The sequence below is a fragment of the Pseudomonas sp. LBUM1652 genome (assembly GCF_059716105.1).
The window spans coordinates 4087423-4102752 of sequence record NZ_CP166804.1 but is presented as its reverse complement, the minus strand read 5'-3'; the positions used below and the strand labels follow the sequence as shown (position 1 = coordinate 4102752).

The window sequence follows — 15330 nt, the reverse complement described above, 5'->3', positions numbered from 1 at the left end:
GGCGCACTCACTCGGGTGAGGGAGCAACTCCCTCACCCGAGGCTCAACGTTGAATGACGAACTTCATGATCGTCACTGGCAAATCCTCGTAGACCAGTTCCTCAACCACCTCCCAACCCAATCGCGCATACAACGATTTTGCCGCGTCGGTGTACAGGTATAGCTGCGGCACTCCCAACGCCTTGGCCTCTTCGACAATCCGATTGACCAGTTGCGAAGCAACCCCGCGTCCACGTTCCTCTGCCTTCACATAAACCCCGGCCAGCCAGGGCGTCAGCTCGGGACGTGCCTTCATGTCGCTGTCGATCAGCAGCGCGCCACCGAGTAGCCTGCCGTCTTCAATGGCCACCACCACGCTGGGGATTGCGCCTTTGCCGCAGGCTTTGCGCATGCGTTCGGTGCGGGCCTCAAGCGTATCGCCGGGGCGGAATTCACCCCACTCCTTGAAGTTGAGTTCGGCCAGTTCTTCAACAAATTCGGGGTGATCGCACAGGTATTCGATGTGCATGCATTGAACTCCATTTCGTGGGCAGAACCGCCACCCTAATGCGCTAACAAAAGGTAATCAAATCCGCGTCACGATTGCGCGCAGGCGGTTGCGCAATACCGGTCCTGACCTAAGCTTCTGACAAGGCGACACATATTTGCCAGACACACCCGGAACAATCGCCACGATGCGCAATCAGTAGAGCGTGGATATCAAAAGGAGATGCGCATGCTCATCAGGTCACTGACCCTGACACTCTTGCTGGCGATTGCCGGCCCCTTGTTCGCCGCTGACAACGATTCGCCGATTGCCGCAGACATGGGTCGCGCCCGTCCGCTGATCGTGATCGCGCAAAGCACCGTCGACCCCGTGTGGGTGAGCCTGAAAAAGTCGCTGGAGGACCCGGCCAACAAAAAGGGCGTCGCCGACCGCAACATCAAGGTCTACACCATCCTCAACATGTCCGGCCAACTCGACGGCAAGGACATGGGGCAGCAAGACACCATGGCGCTGATCCGCTCCCTTAAACTTGGCGCCGGGGCTTTGCCTAAAGTGATTCTGGTGGGTAAAGACGGTGAGAAAAAGCTCGAAAGTTCGGGGGATGAGTCAAAGTCGGTGGACCTGAAGACAATCTTCGAGACCATCGACGCCATGCCAATGGCCGAGAAGGAAGCGGCCGCTGCAGCCGCCGCTCAGGCCCCGGCCGCCGCCGAGCCTGAACCGGCCAAAGGTGCAAAAGGGACTAAACCGACCAAGCCTGCGAAACCGACCAAGCCGCCGGAAATGCCGGATGATTGATGGCATGGCGTGAATCAAAAAAATGGGCGACCTCTAGAGGTCGCCCATTTTTTATTGCGTGCTGATCAAAAAGTCGTTGCAGCATATTCCTACAGAAATGTCTGAGGCAAAGGCCTGCGTCTACCGTGGATATTTCCTGCAAGGCGCGGCGGCGTTGGTGAACTGGTGCGCTGTGGGGCAGGGGGATAACCTTCTTTGGCCGCTGAAAAAAACAGTGGTCGGATGTGGAAGTCCGCTGGGTAGAGAATGAAGCAAGCTTTCATGAAGCGCAGGTAGACATTTTTTATGTCAACATTGTCGCGTTTTATGGCGGCTGTGCGCGGGAGCACTTTCGAGTGCGCCGGGGTTTCGTTCTCTCCCAGGTCTTCCACACCTGCGTACAGCTGCCACCTGTCATGTGGAAGTGATTTGGGTGGCTCCATAAAATTCAATAGAGAACTTTTCACATGAAAAAACAAACACCGAATCCCCCCGAATCCTCAACCGATTCAGGATCCTTCGACTCCCGCAACACACGCCTGCGCCACCCGCATCACCCCGATCCCGTCAGCTACGTCTTCACCATCCGCCCCGACATCGATACCCCCACGCTACTGACCCACGCTTGCGAAACACTCGCTTCACTCAATGTCCTGACCACCGACATGGCCTGCAAACTCGACGATTCGCAGCGCAGTCTCGCTCTGTCGATTCAGCAGTTGGCAGTGGTCGGCGAGTTGCTGGTCAACCGCGCGCTGGACAATCTCGATCCGCCGGAAGCCATTTTCCAGGCTTGAAATGGTGATAAAAAAATGGGCGACCTCAGCAGGTCGCCCATTTTTATGCCCGCTATAAATCCGGTCAGTCAGCAACAGCGCTGAGGATCGTATGCGCGATCTTCACTCGCTCCGCAATCGGATAATTTTTGTTGGCCATGATCACGATGCCAATGTCTTTGCTCGGCACGAACGCGACGTAAGTACCAAAGCCTCCGGTGGAGCCGGTCTTGTTGAGCAACACATCGTCGGGTTGCGGTTGCGGCGGAGTCAGCCACTGAACCTTATGCGCCTCCATGGCCATTGGCGTCGAGTTACCGGCCAGCAAGCGGTCGAGGCTGGTCGGGTAGCGATACATTTCCCAGCCCAGGCCTTGGGTCATGTCGCCAACGGTGTAGTAACCGGTGTGGGTCGCGGCGATGGCTTTTTGCAGCGGCGCTTCAAGGCTGGCCGGTTTCAGGTTGGCCTTGACGTAACGCAGCAGATCCGCCGCGCTGGTTTTAATACCGTAGGCTTCGGAATCCAGCGCGCCCGGACTGACCCGAACCGGTTGGTCATTCTTGTTGTAACCCTGAGCGTAGAGCTTGGCTTCGGACGCGGGCACCTTGACGAAGGTGTGCTTGAGGCCGAGTTTCGGCAGCAGGGTTTCGCTCATGGCCTGATCAAATGGCTGGTCCAGACTTTTCGCCGTCAGATAACCGAACAACCCAAGGCTCGGATTGGAATACAGCCGATGGCTGCCCGCCGGATACACCGGTTTCCACTGTTGGTAATAGCTGAGCATCTTGTCCGCCGAATCCGCCTCGGCGGGGAATTGCAGCGGCAAACCGCCGGCGCTGTAAGTACCCAATTGCAACACGCTGATGTTGTCGAAGGCGCTGCCTTTCAACTCGGGCCAAACCTGGCTGGCCTTGGTCGACAAGTCCAGTTTACCCGTGGCCTGAGCGTAACCGGCCAGTGTCGCGGTGAAGGTTTTGCTCACCGAACCGATTTCGAACAAAGTGTTTTCGCTGACTTTTTGCCCGGTGTCTTTGGCGGCGACGCCGTAGTTAAAGTAATGCGGTTTGCCGTTGATGGTGAGGGCAACGGCCAGGCCGGGGATGTTCTGCTGCTGCATCACAGGCGTAACGGCACCTTTGACCAGTGCTTGCAGTTGTTCGTCGGTTTGCGGTGCGGCCATGCAGGTCGCGGCGCCGAAGAACAGGCCGAAAGCGCTACAGGAAATGACTTTGCTCGGGTTGATGAATGACATAGATGAACCACTTTCCATGAGTGTTGAGGGTGTTATCCCGCTAGACTGCGGGCATTTGCAACGTTAGGCGGCTGATCAGCGCCGACAATTTAGGCAGTCTGGCATTCGTCGACAAACGATGAAATCTCGGATGAGCCATTAGAAAAATTTGGGGCAGGGCATGATTCGACCACAATTGCCGCTTAACGCACTGCGCGCCTTCGAAGCGTCGGCGCGTCATTTGAGCTTTACCCGCGCTGCCGTGGAGTTGTGTGTGACCCAGGCTGCCGTCAGTCATCAGGTCAAAAGCCTTGAAGCGCAGCTCAACGTCACCCTGTTCAAACGCCTGCCCCGCGGGCTGATGCTGACCAGTGAAGGCGAAACTTTGCTGCCGGTGTTGAGCACGTCGTTTGATCATATCGCGCAGATTCTGGAACGCCTCGCCGGCGGACAGCATCGCGAGATGTTGACCGTGGGCGCGGTGGGCACCTTTGCCGTGGGTTGGTTATTACCGAGGCTTTTGGACTTTCGGGCGAAACATCCGCTCATAGATTTACGGCTGTCGACCAACAACAATCGTGTGGATGTTGCCGCCGAAGGGCTGGATTACGCGATCCGGTTTGGCGCCGGAGCGTGGCACGGCATTGAGGCGACCCGTCTGCTGGAAGCGCCGCTGTCGGTACTGTGCGTCCCGGAAATCGCCCGGCAATTGCACGCGCCGGGGGATCTGTTGCAGCAGACGTTGCTGCGTTCCTATCGCACGGATGAATGGCCGGAGTGGTTTCAGGCGGCGGGTATGGCGACTCAGGCGGCACCGCCGCAGAGCGTCGTCTTCGACTCGTCGCTGGCGATGATGGAAACGGCATTGCAGGGCGGCGGGGTGGCGTTGGCACCGCCGCTGATGTTCGCGCGGCAACTGGCGGCGGAGGCGATTTGTCAGCCGTTTGCGATCGAGATCACCACGGGGAGTTATTGGTTGACGCGATTGCAGTCGCGGCCGGAGACGGCGGCGATGCTCGCCTTCAAGAACTGGTTGTTACAAGTCTCTGGTTAATACAGAGCCCCCTGTGGGAGCGAGCCTGCTCGCGAAAGCGATGTGTCAGTCGACAGAAGTGTTGGCTGTTATACCGCCTTCGCGAGCAGGCTCGCTCCCACAGGGACTGGTGGTGGTTCCAAAAAACCTTAGCGCACCAGACACGGCCGCTTGTTATCGAACTTCCACCCCGGAATCAGAAACTGCATCGCCACGCTGTCATCCCGTGCGCCCAGGCCCATGCCTTTATAGAGTTCATGAGCCTTGGCCACCTGATCCATGTCCAACTCGACACCCAGCCCCGGTTTCTTCGGCACCTGCACGCAGCCACCGACAATCTGCAGCGGTGCCTTGGTCAGGCGCTGGCCGTCCTGCCAGATCCAGTGGGTGTCGATGGCGGTGATATCGCCCGGTGCGGCAGCGGCGACATGGGTGAACATCGCCAGCGAGATATCGAAGTGGTTGTTGGAATGCGAGCCCCAGGTCAGGCCCCACTCATGACACATCTGCGCCACGCGCACCGAGCCCTGCATGGTCCAGAAGTGCGGGTCGGCCAGCGGGATGTCGACTGATTGCAACTGGATCGCGTGGCCCATCTCGCGCCAATCGGTGGCGATCATGTTGGTGGCGGTTTTCAGTCCGGTGGCGCGGCGGAATTCGGCCATGACTTCGCGACCCGAATAACCGTTTTCCGCACCGCACGGATCTTCGGCGTAGGCGAGCACATGATGCTGATCGCGGCACAAACGGATCGCTTCTTTCAGTGACCACGCCCCGTTCGGATCAAGGGTGATGCGCGCATCAGGAAAGCGCTCGGCCAATGCCGTCACCGCCTCGATTTCCGCATCGCCGCTGAGCACGCCGCCCTTGAGCTTGAAGTCCTTGAAACCGTATTTGGCGTGGGCCGCTTCGGCGAGACGCACCACCGATTCGGCGGTCATGGCCTTCTCGTGACGCACGCGAAACCAGTCGTTTTCGGCGTCTGGTTCGCTGCGATAAGCGAGGTCGGTTTCGCGTTGATCGCCGACGTAGAACAGATAGCCAAGCATCTTCACTTCATCGCGTTGCTGACCTTCGCCAAGCAGCGCCGCGACCGGTACGTCGAGGTGCTGGCCGAGCAGATCAAGCAGGGCGGCTTCCAGGCCGGTGACCGCGTGAATGGTGATGCGCAGGTCGAAGGTTTGCAGGCCCCGGCCGCCGGCATCGCGGTCGGCGAAAGTCTGGCGCACTTGATTGAGGATCTTCTGCCAGGTGCCGATCGGGCTGCCGATGACCAGACTGCGCGCGTCTTCCAGGGTCTGGCGAATGCGTTCGCCGCCGGGCACTTCGCCGACGCCGGTATGGCCGGCGTTGTCCTTGAGGATGACGATATTGCGGGTGAAGAAAGGCCCGTGGGCGCCGCTCAGGTTGAGCAGCATGCCGTCGTGGCCGGCCACCGGGATGACTTGCATGTCGGTGATGATCGGGGCTTTGGCGGTGTCGTGTGCGTTCATTGTTTTTATCCCTGGAAACGGAAAGTCAGGCGTGCTTCGGCGCGGTATCGACCACGGCGGCAACTGTTGCGGGTTTCGCTGTGGTGCGGGCGTAGAACACGATGATCGCGGCGATGATCGAGGTCGCAGCCAGACCATAGAGGCCGCCCTGAATCGAGCCGGTGTGTTCTTCGAGCAGGCCGAAGGTGGTCGGTGCGACGAAGCCGCCGAGGTTGCCGACCGAGTTGATCAATGCGATCACTGCAGCGGCGATCCGCGCGTCCAGATAGGCCTGCGGAATCGGCCAGAACAGCGACGAGGCGGACTTGAACCCCAGCGCCGCAAAGCAGATCGCGACAAAAGCGAAGATCGGCCCGCCGGTGGTGGACATGAACATCCCCGCGGCCGCGATCAACAGCGCCGTGGCGACCCACGCCTGCTGGTGCTTCCACTTGGCCGAGAGCGTGGCGAAGGTATACATGCCGATAATCGACAGCAGCCACGGAATCGAGTTGAACAGCCCGACCTGGAAGTCGCTCATGTCGCCCATTTTCTTGATGATGCTCGGCAGCCAGAAGGTCGCGGCGTAGATCGTCAATTGGATGAAGAAGTAGATCAGGCAGAACAGGATGATCTGGCGATCCTTGAGCAGTTTGCCTATCGATGGCCGGATCGGTGTGGCGGCTTCGCGAGCCTTCTGTTCATCGTCGATGGCGTTGACCAACGCGTCCTGTTCGGCGCGGGTCAGCCATTTCGCGTCGTGGGGTTTGGCGTCGAGCCAGAACCAGACGAACACGCACAGGCACACCGAAAACATCCCTTCAATGAAGTACATCCATTGCCAGCCGTGCATGCCCAGGCCGTTGATTTGCAGGAGCAGGCCGGACAGCGGGCCGGAGATCAACGAGGCGATGGCCGAACCGCTGAGGAAGATCGCAATCGCCTTGCCGCGTTCGACACCGGGCAACCAACGGGTGAAGTAGTAAATCACGCCGGGAAAGAACCCGGCCTCGGCCACCCCGAGCAGAAAGCGCAGGATGTAGAAGTGGGTTTCGTTCTGAATGAACGCCATGCCGGCGGCGACCAGCCCCCAGGTGAACATGATGCGGGTCAGCCAGATTCGTGCGCCGATTTTTTGCAGCAGCATGTTGGAGGGGACTTCGAATAGCGCGTAGCCGATGAAGAACAGACCGGCGCCGAAGCCGTAAGCGGCGGCACCAATACCCAAGTCGTGTTCCATGTGGGTACGGACGAAACCGATGTTCACCCGGTCAATGTAATTGACGATGAACATGATCACGAAGAGCGGCAGAACGTGGCGTTTCACTTTCGAGATGGCCGATGCGAGCGTTGGATCAACGCCCTCGTTCATCCCGGAGATGGAGGTTTTCACTAGGTTTTCTCCCACTGATTATTTTTATGCGGGGTAGGTCTTGGGTGATGCGTTGTTGATAGACATCATACAACCTGATTTTTTTGTCCTACAAGTGGGCAGTGCCTATTAAATTTATCTTGTGAGTGATTTTTTTATGCTTTTTTTGATTTTATTCCTGTTTTTATTGGGTTTAGCAGGTTTTCTTAGGCTTGGGTATTTTTAGCGGAGGGGGTGGTCGGTTACAGGGAAGCGCTGAGTAAACGTGAAATATTTTCGGATTATTGAGTGTTGTCATACAAGTAGTGTTGGCGATTCGGATCTAAAATCAATCTCGTCACCCCTTTGCCCGGTGCTACGATCCGCAAGTCCCGAACACGGAATAACCCATGCAAGATGACCTCGATGCCCCAGCCCGCAAACGCGCGCACAACCTGGCCCACGATCTGGTGGAAAAACTCACCCAGAGCATCCTGCTCGGCCAGATGTCGCCCGGCGACAAGCTGCCTTCGGAGAACTCGATCGTTCAGGAGCACGGTGTCAGCCGCACGGTGGTGCGCGAGGCAATTTCCAAGTTGCAGGCTTCGGGGCTGGTAGAGACGCGGCACGGCATCGGCACGTTTGTGATCGAGCGTGCGCCGGAGCAGGGACTGCGGCTGAACGTCGATACGGCGCTTGGAGTGCGCAGCATTCTCGAATTGCGCATGGGCCTGGAGACGCAAGCGGCCGCGCTGGCCGCGCAACGGCGTACCGAGCAGCAATTGCTGCAGATGCGTCAGGCACTGGATGACTATCAACGTCTGCTGGCCAATAACGACAGTTGCGTCGAGGCGGATCGACGCTTTCATCTGTTGATTGCCGAGGCCACCGGTAATGTCTGCTTCAGCGAAATCATGCAGCATTTAGGCAGCGCGATGATTCCCCGCACCCGCGTCAACGCCGCCGAGCGGGGCGCGGCGGATTTGAGCAAGCTCGGGCAACTGGCCAATCTGGAGCACGAGGCGATTCTGAATGCCATCAGGCGTCAGGATGCGGATGCAGCGCGCGCGGCGATGTGGCTGCACTTGACCAACAGCCGCGACCGGTTCAGTGCGCAGGGCTGATCGCCGTTGGTTGCGCGAAGAATTTACCGGGTCCCACCGCCCCTGTAGGAGCTGCCGCAGGCTGCGATCTTTTGATCTTGTTTTCAAGAATCAAAGTCAAAAGATCGCAGCCTGCGGCAGCTCCTACAGGGGCCTTCAAGCGCCCGCCACATCCCGCATCAACAACCCAAAGCGCAAATCCACCGCATCCGGAATCGGCACATACACCGTATGCCCATCCCCCGGCGCTACCTCAATCGCCTCACCCTTGAGGTTCTGCAATTCATCCAGATCAAATTGAAAATTGCCCTTGGGCGTCATCAACTCGAGATGATCACCCAGCGCAAAACGATTCTTCACCTTGACCTCGGCCAGTCGATCACGCCGCTCACCCGTCAACTCGCCGACAAACTGCTGGCGCTCCGACACTGAGCTGCCGTTCAGATAATTCTGGTACTCGTCATGCACATGGCGACGTAGGAAACCCTCGGTGTAACCGCGTTGGGCCAGCGATTCCAGATCGGTCATCAGGCTGCGATCGAAGACACGTCCCGCCACCGCATCATCAATCGCCCGGCGATACACCTGAGTGGTGCGTGCGCAGTAGAAGTGCGATTTGGTCCGGCCCTCGATCTTCAATGAATGCACGCCCATGCGCGTCAGGCGCTCGACATGCTGCACCGCGCGCAGATCCTTGGCGTTCATGATGTAGGTGCCGTGCTCGTCCTCAAAAGCGGGCATCAATTCGTCGGGACGGTTGGCTTCCTGGAGCAGGAACACCTGATCGGTCGGGGCGCCGATACCCAGCGTCGGTTCGGGCTGGAACGTCTGGACGATTTCGCCGTTCTGATTTTCCGTAGCCTGCTGCGCCGAGTATTTCCAGCGGCAGGCATTGGTGCAGGTGCCCTGATTGGCGTCGCGCTTGTTCATGTAGCCCGAGAGCAGACAGCGCCCGGAGTAGGCCATGCACAGCGCCCCGTGAACGAATACTTCCAGCTCCATGGTTGGCACGTGCTCGCGGATTTCGCCGATCTCCTCCAGCGACAGTTCGCGCGACAGGATGATCCGACTCAGGCCCTGCTGTTGCCAGAACTCGACGCTCGCCCAATTCACCGTGTTGGCCTGTACCGAGAGGTGGATCGGCATCTGCGGGAAATGCCGGCGCACCAGCATGATCAACCCCGGGTCGGACATGATCAGCGCGTCCGGGGCCATTTCGATGACCGGCGCCAGGTCCTTGAGAAAAGTCTTCAACTTGGCATTGTGCGGCGCGATGTTGACTACCACGTAAAAGCGCTTGCCCTGCGCCTGTGCCTCGCGAATGCCGAGCGCCAGGTTGGCGTGGTCGAACTCGTTGTTGCGCACTCGCAGGCTGTAGCGCGGCTGACCGGCGTAGACCGCATCGGCACCGTAGGCAAAGGCGTAACGCATGTTTTTCAAAGTGCCGGCGGGGGCGAGCAGTTCGGGGGCGGCGAGGGTGGCGGTGAGGGTCATGGCGGCATCTGTCGCAAAAGCGCAGCAGGGTAGTGCGGTTGCCGGCAGGGTTTATTGATCTGGGTCTACGTTCGAGTGGTGCGATGTGGGTCTGTGCAGAAACAGGCGACGTCCTGACCGCCGCGCAATCGTGTAATTGCCCGTTCGCTGCGTGGCTCGCGCCGATCCGCAACTATGCTCCATGAATAAAGATGGCACTCGTGCACGCTACGGCTGACTAAGCACCGGGCGTGTTTGACGCCCGACTGACATGGATCGGACATGAACGTAAAAAGTCTTCAATTCAAATCCCTGACGGTGCTGCTGGTGCTGGTCACGGTGGCCTTTATCTGGATTCTGTTGCCGTTCTACGGCGCGGTGTTCTGGGCGGTGATTCTCGGCATTCTGTTTGCGCCGATGCAGCGTCGCTTGCAGGCGAAGTTCGGCTGGCAGCGCAACCTCACGTCTTTGTTTACGTTAAGCATCTGTCTGGTGATCGCGATTCTGCCCGTGATCATCATCAGCTTGTTGCTGGTGCAGGAGGGGATGACGGTTTACAAGAATATCGAGAGCGGCGAGTTGGATATCGCGGCGTATCTGGCGCAATTCAAACACAGCCTGCCGCAATACTTTCAGCATCTGCTCGACCGGTTCGGCATGGGCGAACTCAATGCGCTGCGCGAAAAAATCGTCAAGTCAGCCATGCAGGGAAGCCAGGTGCTGGCGAGTCAGGCGTTCAGTTTTGGCCAGGGCACGTTCGAGTTTGTGGTGAGTTTTTTCATCATGCTTTATCTGTTGTTTTTCTTACTGCGTGACGGCCCCGAACTGGCGCGCAAGGTGCGCACCGCCTTACCGCTGGAGGAAAATCACAAGCGCCGTTTGCAATTGAAATTCAACCGGGTGGTGCGCGCGACGGTCAAGGGTAATGTGCTGGTGGCAATCACACAGGGCGCGCTGGGCGGGGCGATTTTCTGGTTTCTCGACATCCCCAGCGCGTTGCTGTGGGCGGTGTTGATGGCGTTTCTGTCGCTGTTGCCGGCGGTGGGGGCGGGGATTGTCTGGGCGCCGGTGGCGCTTTACTTCCTGCTCAGCGGGATGATCTGGCAGGGCGTGGTGCTGGGGTTGTTCGGGGTGTTCGTGATTGGCTTGGTGGACAACGTGCTCAGGCCGATCCTTGTGGGCAAGGACACCCGGATGCCCGACTACATGATTTTGATCTCGACCTTGGGCGGTCTGGCTGTGTTCGGCCTGAACGGATTCGTGATCGGGCCGTTGATCGCGGCGCTGTTCATGTCCAGCTGGGCGCTGTTCGTCGAGACCAAGCCCAAGGTGCAACTGCCTTAGGCGTGAAACGGAGCGCTGATGAACTGTTGTGACAAGGCCTGCGCCGCCGGCAATGAGGTGAGCGGGCCGCTGATTGCTTCGCCGTCGCGCACCACATACCAACAGGCGAGCAGTCCCAGCTCTCTGAGTGGTGCGGGAACGGCGCTGCCGATTACCGACATGATTTGAACCTGAGCCATGACAAATACCTCCATCAAACGATGGGGCTACCTTAGGGATTTGCCGTTCTCAGGGACAATCAACGCTTTTGATAGTGGTCATTGATAACAGTGAGGGCTGCTTCAATCGACCACTTGATCAAGCATGTGCATGACTTCACGCTCATTGAGCAGGCCCTTGTGCACAAGGTTTTCCGCCAATAGCGAAAGAAACTTGGCGCAGCGGTGCCCTTCAAGGTGCTTGAGTTCGGTCAGCGCGCTGTACACCTTATTTGAGGTGCACAGGCCGACGATGCGGTGCGGGTTTTGTGTTGGCATAGAGTCGTCCTTGTTGTTATCAACCTGTTGTTTGCGGACGGATTCAGATTGCAGTTCCGTCATGACAAAAAGATGACCGTTTAATGTTTGGCTCCCAACGGTCAAATCCATCATGCCGACTTTAGCTGTTGAAACTGTCCTCACAGCGACCTTGGCGAGATTTTTTCAGACGCCTGCCGACCGACGGTCATAAAAAAGCCCCGCTATAAAAGCGGGGCTCTGTGTTTCTGTTACCAGCGTGGGCCGCCGTAGTAGCCATGAGGGCGACCGTAATAACCACGGGGAGGGCCGTAGTAAACCGGGGCCGGTTGCACGTAAACCGGTTGCTGCACATAAACCGGCGCCGGCTGGTAGTAAACCGGTGGTGGCGGCTGTTGCACGTAAACCGGTTGCGGTTGAACGTAAACCGGCTGTTGCTGCACGTACACCGGTCGGTCCTGGTTGATCAGCGCCGAGCCGATGATGGCCGAGCCGACGATCGCGCCAAACACCGCAGGGCCTTGCCAGCCATGGCCACCACCGGCTTCTGCCTGGCCTGTGACAGCGAGTGCGCCAATCAGTAAGGCCATAATGGGGAGTTTACGAATCATGATAGTTCCTCGGTTCTTCGACCCGGCGTCCGGGCCTGCACCAGGCCCAAAGTTGTCGCGGGGATACTTCTAAGACAGCAACATTTTGAAAAACAGCACGGCCGCTGAGTAAATTTTGTGTAAGGTCTGTACCGCCATCTTTACCGGCCCGCCAAGGCCCGGTGCAGACGAGCGATATCATCGAACAGAACCCGATGGGCTGGCTAATCCCGTCCATCCGAAAGTGCGTTTGAAGGAGAAGTTTCATGCAGATGAACCCGAACAAAGACACCCAGCTGTGCATGTCCCTGTCGGCGCGCCCAGGGAATTTCGGTCTGCGTTTTCATAACCATTTGTATGAGCAACTGGGCCTGAATTTCTATTACAAGGCCTTCAGCAGCCAGGATCTGACCGGCGCGGTCGGCGGAATCCGGGCGTTGGGCATTCGTGGTTGCGGCGTGTCGATGCCGTTCAAGGAAGCCTGCATTGCGCTGGTCGATGAGCTGGATGCGTCGGCGGCGGCGATCCAATCGATCAACACCATTGTGAATACCAAGGGCCACCTCAAGGCTTACAACACCGATTACATCGCCATCGCACAACTGCTGGAAACCCACGCGGTGCCCAAGGATTCGACCTTTGCCCTGCGCGGCAGTGGCGGCATGGCCAAAGCGGTGGCCAGTGCCTTGCGTGATGGCGGTTATAAAAACGGTTTGATCGTCGCGCGCAATGAGCGCGCCGGACGTGCGCTGGCGGATTCGCTGGGGTATCGCTGGCAGGCTGAGCTGGGCGATGAGCGCCCGCAGATGCTGATCAACGTGACGCCGGTGGGCATGGACGGCGGCCCGGAAGCGGGGCAACTGGCATTTGAGCCTGAGGTGATACAAGCGTCTGAGACCGTGTTTGATGTGGTGGCGATTCCTTCGGAAACACCTCTGATTGTGCGTGGACGAGCAGAAGGCAAGCGGGTGATTACCGGGCTGGAAGTGATCGCGATTCAAGCGCTGGAGCAGTTTGTGTTGTACACCGGCGTGCGGCCGACCGAAGAGCAGTTTCAGTCGGCGGTGGCGTTTGCCCGGAGCTGAATTGTTGCGCTGACTGGTCGGGCCTCATCGCTGGCACGATTATCCGGTTGCCTATACTGCTCGACCAGCAAGCACAGACTTGTCCATCCACAAAAAAAACCGAGGTTCAGCATGCATCCGCCCATCCTCAATCTGCATCAGGTCGAACTCGAATCCCTGCCCGAAGCCTTGGCCCCCGAAGGCGAAACTGCCGGACGTTATCAGCAGCGCATGGCCCGGATCGGCCAGCAACTCGGCGCGCAGAAACTCGGTTATCGACTGTATGCACTGCCGCCGGGCATGCGCGGCAGTCCCTTTCACAGTCATCGGGTCAATGAGGAGATGTTTTACGTAGTGGCCGGGGAAGGCGAGGTGCGTCTGGGCGCCGAGCGTTTTCCGATCCGCGCCGGCGATGTCATCGCCTGCCCAGCGGGCGGTCCGGAAATGGCGCATCAGATCATCAACACCAGCGTGGCTGAACTGCGTTATCTGGCGGTCAGCACTCAGCAGCAGCCGGACATTTGTGAATACCCGGATTCGAACAAATATGCGGTGATGGACAACTTCAAGGTTGATGCCCAGGGCAATGCTTCAGGCTTTGTCGCGGTGGCTCGGCAGGCGGACGGGGTTGATTATTGGGATGGTGAGTGACGCGGCGAGTTTGCAGACAGGCGCATAACCTGTGGGAGCGAGCAAGCTCACTCCAACAGGGGGCGGTGGTGATTATTCGAGTCGGGCCAGGCGCTCTTCCAGCGCTGCAATCCGCGCCTCAAGCTCTTCGATGCGCTCGACGGAAACACCGCCGCTCGCGCGTTCGCCCGGATTCTGCCGCGCCGCCATAATCGCCTCGATGTCCGCCGGATCGCCCAGCGCATGGGTGTAGCGATCTTCGCGCTGCCCGGCCTGACGCGGAATCAATACAGCCAATCCGCGCGCAATGAGACGCTCCAACTGATGCACCACTTGCTCGGCATCTTCAAATTCATGCATGCGTCCGCTGCGGGTCAGCAATTCATTGACGGTCTGCGGACCGCGCAGAAACATCAGCCCGGTCAGAATCACCTGTGCCGGCACCAGTTCCAGCGCCTTGTCGACCTTGTGCTCCCAGCGGTCGGCGCGACTTCCCATTACAAGCTTGGCAAAACCGCGTCCTTCCAGAGCACGCAGGCTCTGGCCGACCTGGCCTGGGGTCAGGTTCATCACCGGTTCGCGGCTGGTTTTCTGATTGCAAGCCGTGACCAGTGCGTTGAGGGTCAGCGGATAGGTTTCCGGGCTGGTGGCCTGTTTCTCGATCAACGAGCCCAGGATGCGGATTTCCGTGGCATTGAGCCGTGGCTCGTCGAAGGTGGATTCTTGTTCAGTGGTCATCGCGCGTTCCCTCAGCAGTCGAAGGCGCCTAGCCTAATCCTTGCCAAACAAAAGGCAAGCCGTGTGGTCATCAAGCATGGCTATAATCGCCCCCACGTTCCACCCAGCCACTACCACGAGACTGCCATGACTATTTCCCTGTACGCCGCATCCGTCCCGGTTTTTCAACAAATGCTCAACGCCCTGAGCGATGTGCTGAAAAAGGCTGAAGCCCACGCCACCGAGAAAAACATCGACCCGAACGCCTTCCTGCAAGCGCGTCTGTACCCGGACATGTTCCCGCTGGTGCGTCAGGTGCAGATCGCCGTCGATTTCGCCAAAGGTGTTTCCTCGCGTCTGGCGGAAGTCGAAGTGCCGAAGTACGACGACATTGAAACCACCTTCGCCGAGCTGCAAGCGCTGATCGCCAAGGTTCTGGCCTACATCGGCGAGATCAAGCCTGAGCAGATCAATGGCAAGGAAGGCATCGAAATCGTCACCCGTCCGGGCACACCAAAAGAGAAGCGCTTCAGCGGTCAGGCTTACCTGCTGACTTACGGTTTGCCGCAGTTCTTCTTCCACGTCACCACCACTTATGCGCTGTTGCGCCATAACGGTGTTGAAGTGGGCAAGCGCGATTACATGGGCGCGTTCTAAAACACCAGAAGCCCCTCACCCTAACCCTCTCCCAGGGGAGAGGGGACTGATCGCATTGTTTGTTCGAGATACGCCGACCTGATCTATCGAGTCGAACTCAGGTTTTGAACAGCACACAAATCAGCTCCCTTTCCCCCTCGCCCCCTTGGGGGGAGAGGGTTGGGGTGAGG

The 15330-nt window shown here is 58.5% G+C and carries 17 protein-coding genes; 8 read left to right on the top strand and 9 right to left on the bottom strand.

What is annotated here, in order from left to right:
• Positions 1-43: 43 nt before the first annotated feature.
• Positions 44-508, bottom strand: coding sequence for a GNAT family N-acetyltransferase (locus ACA069_RS18420; protein WP_497614788.1), 465 nt, complete (start codon positions 506-508; stop codon positions 44-46).
• A 207-nt stretch (positions 509-715) separates the two neighbouring features.
• On the opposite strand from ACA069_RS18420, the gene ACA069_RS18415 reads away from it, so the two are divergent.
• Both ACA069_RS18415 and ACA069_RS18410 read left to right on the top strand, forming a co-directional pair.
• Positions 716-1285: a DUF4174 domain-containing protein gene (locus tag ACA069_RS18415; RefSeq protein WP_497614786.1), complete on the top strand. Its 570-nt coding sequence runs from the start codon at positions 716-718 to the stop codon at positions 1283-1285.
• A 446-nt stretch (positions 1286-1731) separates the two neighbouring features.
• A complete protein-coding gene (locus tag ACA069_RS18410; protein WP_497614784.1) occupies positions 1732-2061 on the top strand; it encodes a DUF6124 family protein in 330 nt (109 codons plus the stop codon).
• Positions 2062-2125: 64 nt separating this feature from the next.
• On the opposite strand, the gene ampC is transcribed toward ACA069_RS18410, so the two are convergent.
• The gene (gene ampC, locus ACA069_RS18405; RefSeq protein WP_497614782.1) at positions 2126-3292 is read right to left on the bottom strand and encodes a class C beta-lactamase; all 1167 of its coding nucleotides are present in this window, start codon (positions 3290-3292) and stop codon (positions 2126-2128) included.
• A gap of 160 nt (positions 3293-3452) precedes the next feature.
• On the opposite strand from ampC, the gene ACA069_RS18400 reads away from it, so the two are divergent.
• Positions 3453-4325 (top strand): LysR family transcriptional regulator, encoded by an 873-nt coding sequence (locus ACA069_RS18400; RefSeq protein ID WP_497614780.1) that lies wholly within the window; start codon positions 3453-3455, stop codon positions 4323-4325.
• A gap of 128 nt (positions 4326-4453) precedes the next feature.
• Here ACA069_RS18400 and gudD read toward each other — a convergent pair whose 3' ends face one another.
• Both gudD and ACA069_RS18390 read right to left on the bottom strand, forming a co-directional pair.
• Positions 4454-5797, bottom strand: coding sequence for a glucarate dehydratase (gene gudD / locus ACA069_RS18395; protein ID WP_497614778.1), 1344 nt, complete (start codon positions 5795-5797; stop codon positions 4454-4456).
• Positions 5798-5822: 25 nt separating this feature from the next.
• On the bottom strand, positions 5823-7169 hold the full coding sequence (locus tag ACA069_RS18390; protein WP_497614776.1) for an MFS transporter: 1347 nt from the start codon (positions 7167-7169) through the stop codon (positions 5823-5825).
• Positions 7170-7537: 368 nt separating this feature from the next.
• On the opposite strand from ACA069_RS18390, the gene ACA069_RS18385 reads away from it, so the two are divergent.
• Positions 7538-8251 carry a FadR/GntR family transcriptional regulator gene (locus ACA069_RS18385; protein ID WP_497614775.1) on the top strand — a complete coding sequence of 238 codons (714 nt, stop codon included), beginning with the start codon at positions 7538-7540 and terminating at the stop codon, positions 8249-8251.
• 135 nt (positions 8252-8386) lie between these two features.
• Here the strand turns inward: ACA069_RS18385 and trhP are convergent, their stop codons facing one another.
• A complete protein-coding gene (gene trhP / locus ACA069_RS18380) occupies positions 8387-9724 on the bottom strand; it encodes a prephenate-dependent tRNA uridine(34) hydroxylase TrhP (RefSeq protein WP_497614773.1) in 1338 nt (445 codons plus the stop codon).
• Between the two features lie 261 nt (positions 9725-9985).
• Here trhP and ACA069_RS18375 point away from each other — a divergent pair, with 261 nt between their 5' ends.
• Entirely contained in the window at positions 9986-11047 is a 1062-nt protein-coding gene (locus tag ACA069_RS18375) for an AI-2E family transporter (protein ID WP_187677650.1), read from the top strand.
• On the opposite strand, the gene ACA069_RS18370 is transcribed toward ACA069_RS18375, so the two are convergent.
• The 3 genes from ACA069_RS18370 to ACA069_RS18360 all read right to left on the bottom strand — a co-directional run bounded on the left by ACA069_RS18370 (position 11044) and on the right by ACA069_RS18360 (position 12113).
• Positions 11044-11226, bottom strand: a complete 183-nt coding sequence (locus ACA069_RS18370) for a hypothetical protein (protein WP_095190737.1) — start codon at positions 11224-11226, stop codon at positions 11044-11046. The two genes, ACA069_RS18375 and ACA069_RS18370, sit on opposite strands and share 4 nt — an antisense overlap.
• Before the next feature lie 102 nt (positions 11227-11328).
• A complete protein-coding gene (locus ACA069_RS18365) occupies positions 11329-11523 on the bottom strand; it encodes a hypothetical protein (protein WP_497614771.1) in 195 nt (64 codons plus the stop codon).
• 230 nt (positions 11524-11753) lie between these two features.
• On the bottom strand, positions 11754-12113 hold the full coding sequence (locus ACA069_RS18360; RefSeq protein WP_187677652.1) for a hypothetical protein: 360 nt from the start codon (positions 12111-12113) through the stop codon (positions 11754-11756).
• Between the two features lie 245 nt (positions 12114-12358).
• Between ACA069_RS18360 and ACA069_RS18355 the strand changes: the two genes are divergently transcribed.
• The gene (locus tag ACA069_RS18355) at positions 12359-13177 is read left to right on the top strand and encodes a shikimate 5-dehydrogenase (protein ID WP_497614769.1); all 819 of its coding nucleotides are present in this window, start codon (positions 12359-12361) and stop codon (positions 13175-13177) included.
• A 111-nt stretch (positions 13178-13288) separates the two neighbouring features.
• Positions 13289-13807: a cupin domain-containing protein gene (locus tag ACA069_RS18350; RefSeq protein WP_401268318.1), complete on the top strand. Its 519-nt coding sequence runs from the start codon at positions 13289-13291 to the stop codon at positions 13805-13807.
• Positions 13808-13879: 72 nt separating this feature from the next.
• On the opposite strand, the gene ACA069_RS18345 is transcribed toward ACA069_RS18350, so the two are convergent.
• A complete protein-coding gene (locus tag ACA069_RS18345) occupies positions 13880-14524 on the bottom strand; it encodes a YceH family protein (RefSeq protein ID WP_187677655.1) in 645 nt (214 codons plus the stop codon).
• A 126-nt stretch (positions 14525-14650) separates the two neighbouring features.
• Between ACA069_RS18345 and ACA069_RS18340 the strand changes: the two genes are divergently transcribed.
• Positions 14651-15160 (top strand): DUF1993 domain-containing protein, encoded by a 510-nt coding sequence (locus ACA069_RS18340; RefSeq protein ID WP_497614767.1) that lies wholly within the window; start codon positions 14651-14653, stop codon positions 15158-15160.
• The last annotated feature ends 170 nt before the right edge of the window (positions 15161-15330 follow it).

Bases quoted from the DNA above. Each gene is read 5' to 3' on its own strand.
- ACA069_RS18340 (WP_497614767.1), top strand. From the start codon at position 14,651: ATGACTATTTCCCTGTACGCCGCATCCGTCCCGGTTTTTCAACAAATG.
- ACA069_RS18420 (WP_497614788.1), bottom strand. From the start codon at position 508: ATGCACATCGAATACCTGTGCGATCACCCCGAATTTGTTGAAGAACTG.
- ACA069_RS18415 (WP_497614786.1), top strand. From the start codon at position 716: ATGCTCATCAGGTCACTGACCCTGACACTCTTGCTGGCGATTGCCGGC.
- ACA069_RS18360 (WP_187677652.1), bottom strand. From the start codon at position 12,113: ATGATTCGTAAACTCCCCATTATGGCCTTACTGATTGGCGCACTCGCT.
- trhP (WP_497614773.1), bottom strand. From the start codon at position 9,724: ATGACCCTCACCGCCACCCTCGCCGCCCCCGAACTGCTCGCCCCCGCC.
- ACA069_RS18375 (WP_187677650.1), top strand. From the start codon at position 9,986: ATGAACGTAAAAAGTCTTCAATTCAAATCCCTGACGGTGCTGCTGGTG.
- ACA069_RS18355 (WP_497614769.1), top strand. From the start codon at position 12,359: ATGCAGATGAACCCGAACAAAGACACCCAGCTGTGCATGTCCCTGTCG.
- ACA069_RS18345 (WP_187677655.1), bottom strand. From the start codon at position 14,524: ATGACCACTGAACAAGAATCCACCTTCGACGAGCCACGGCTCAATGCC.
- ACA069_RS18385 (WP_497614775.1), top strand. From the start codon at position 7,538: ATGCAAGATGACCTCGATGCCCCAGCCCGCAAACGCGCGCACAACCTG.
- ACA069_RS18365 (WP_497614771.1), bottom strand. From the start codon at position 11,523: ATGCCAACACAAAACCCGCACCGCATCGTCGGCCTGTGCACCTCAAAT.
- gudD (WP_497614778.1), bottom strand. From the start codon at position 5,797: ATGAACGCACACGACACCGCCAAAGCCCCGATCATCACCGACATGCAA.
- ACA069_RS18350 (WP_401268318.1), top strand. From the start codon at position 13,289: ATGCATCCGCCCATCCTCAATCTGCATCAGGTCGAACTCGAATCCCTG.
- ACA069_RS18400 (WP_497614780.1), top strand. From the start codon at position 3,453: ATGATTCGACCACAATTGCCGCTTAACGCACTGCGCGCCTTCGAAGCG.
- ACA069_RS18410 (WP_497614784.1), top strand. From the start codon at position 1,732: ATGAAAAAACAAACACCGAATCCCCCCGAATCCTCAACCGATTCAGGA.
- ACA069_RS18370 (WP_095190737.1), bottom strand. From the start codon at position 11,226: ATGGCTCAGGTTCAAATCATGTCGGTAATCGGCAGCGCCGTTCCCGCA.
- ampC (WP_497614782.1), bottom strand. From the start codon at position 3,292: ATGTCATTCATCAACCCGAGCAAAGTCATTTCCTGTAGCGCTTTCGGC.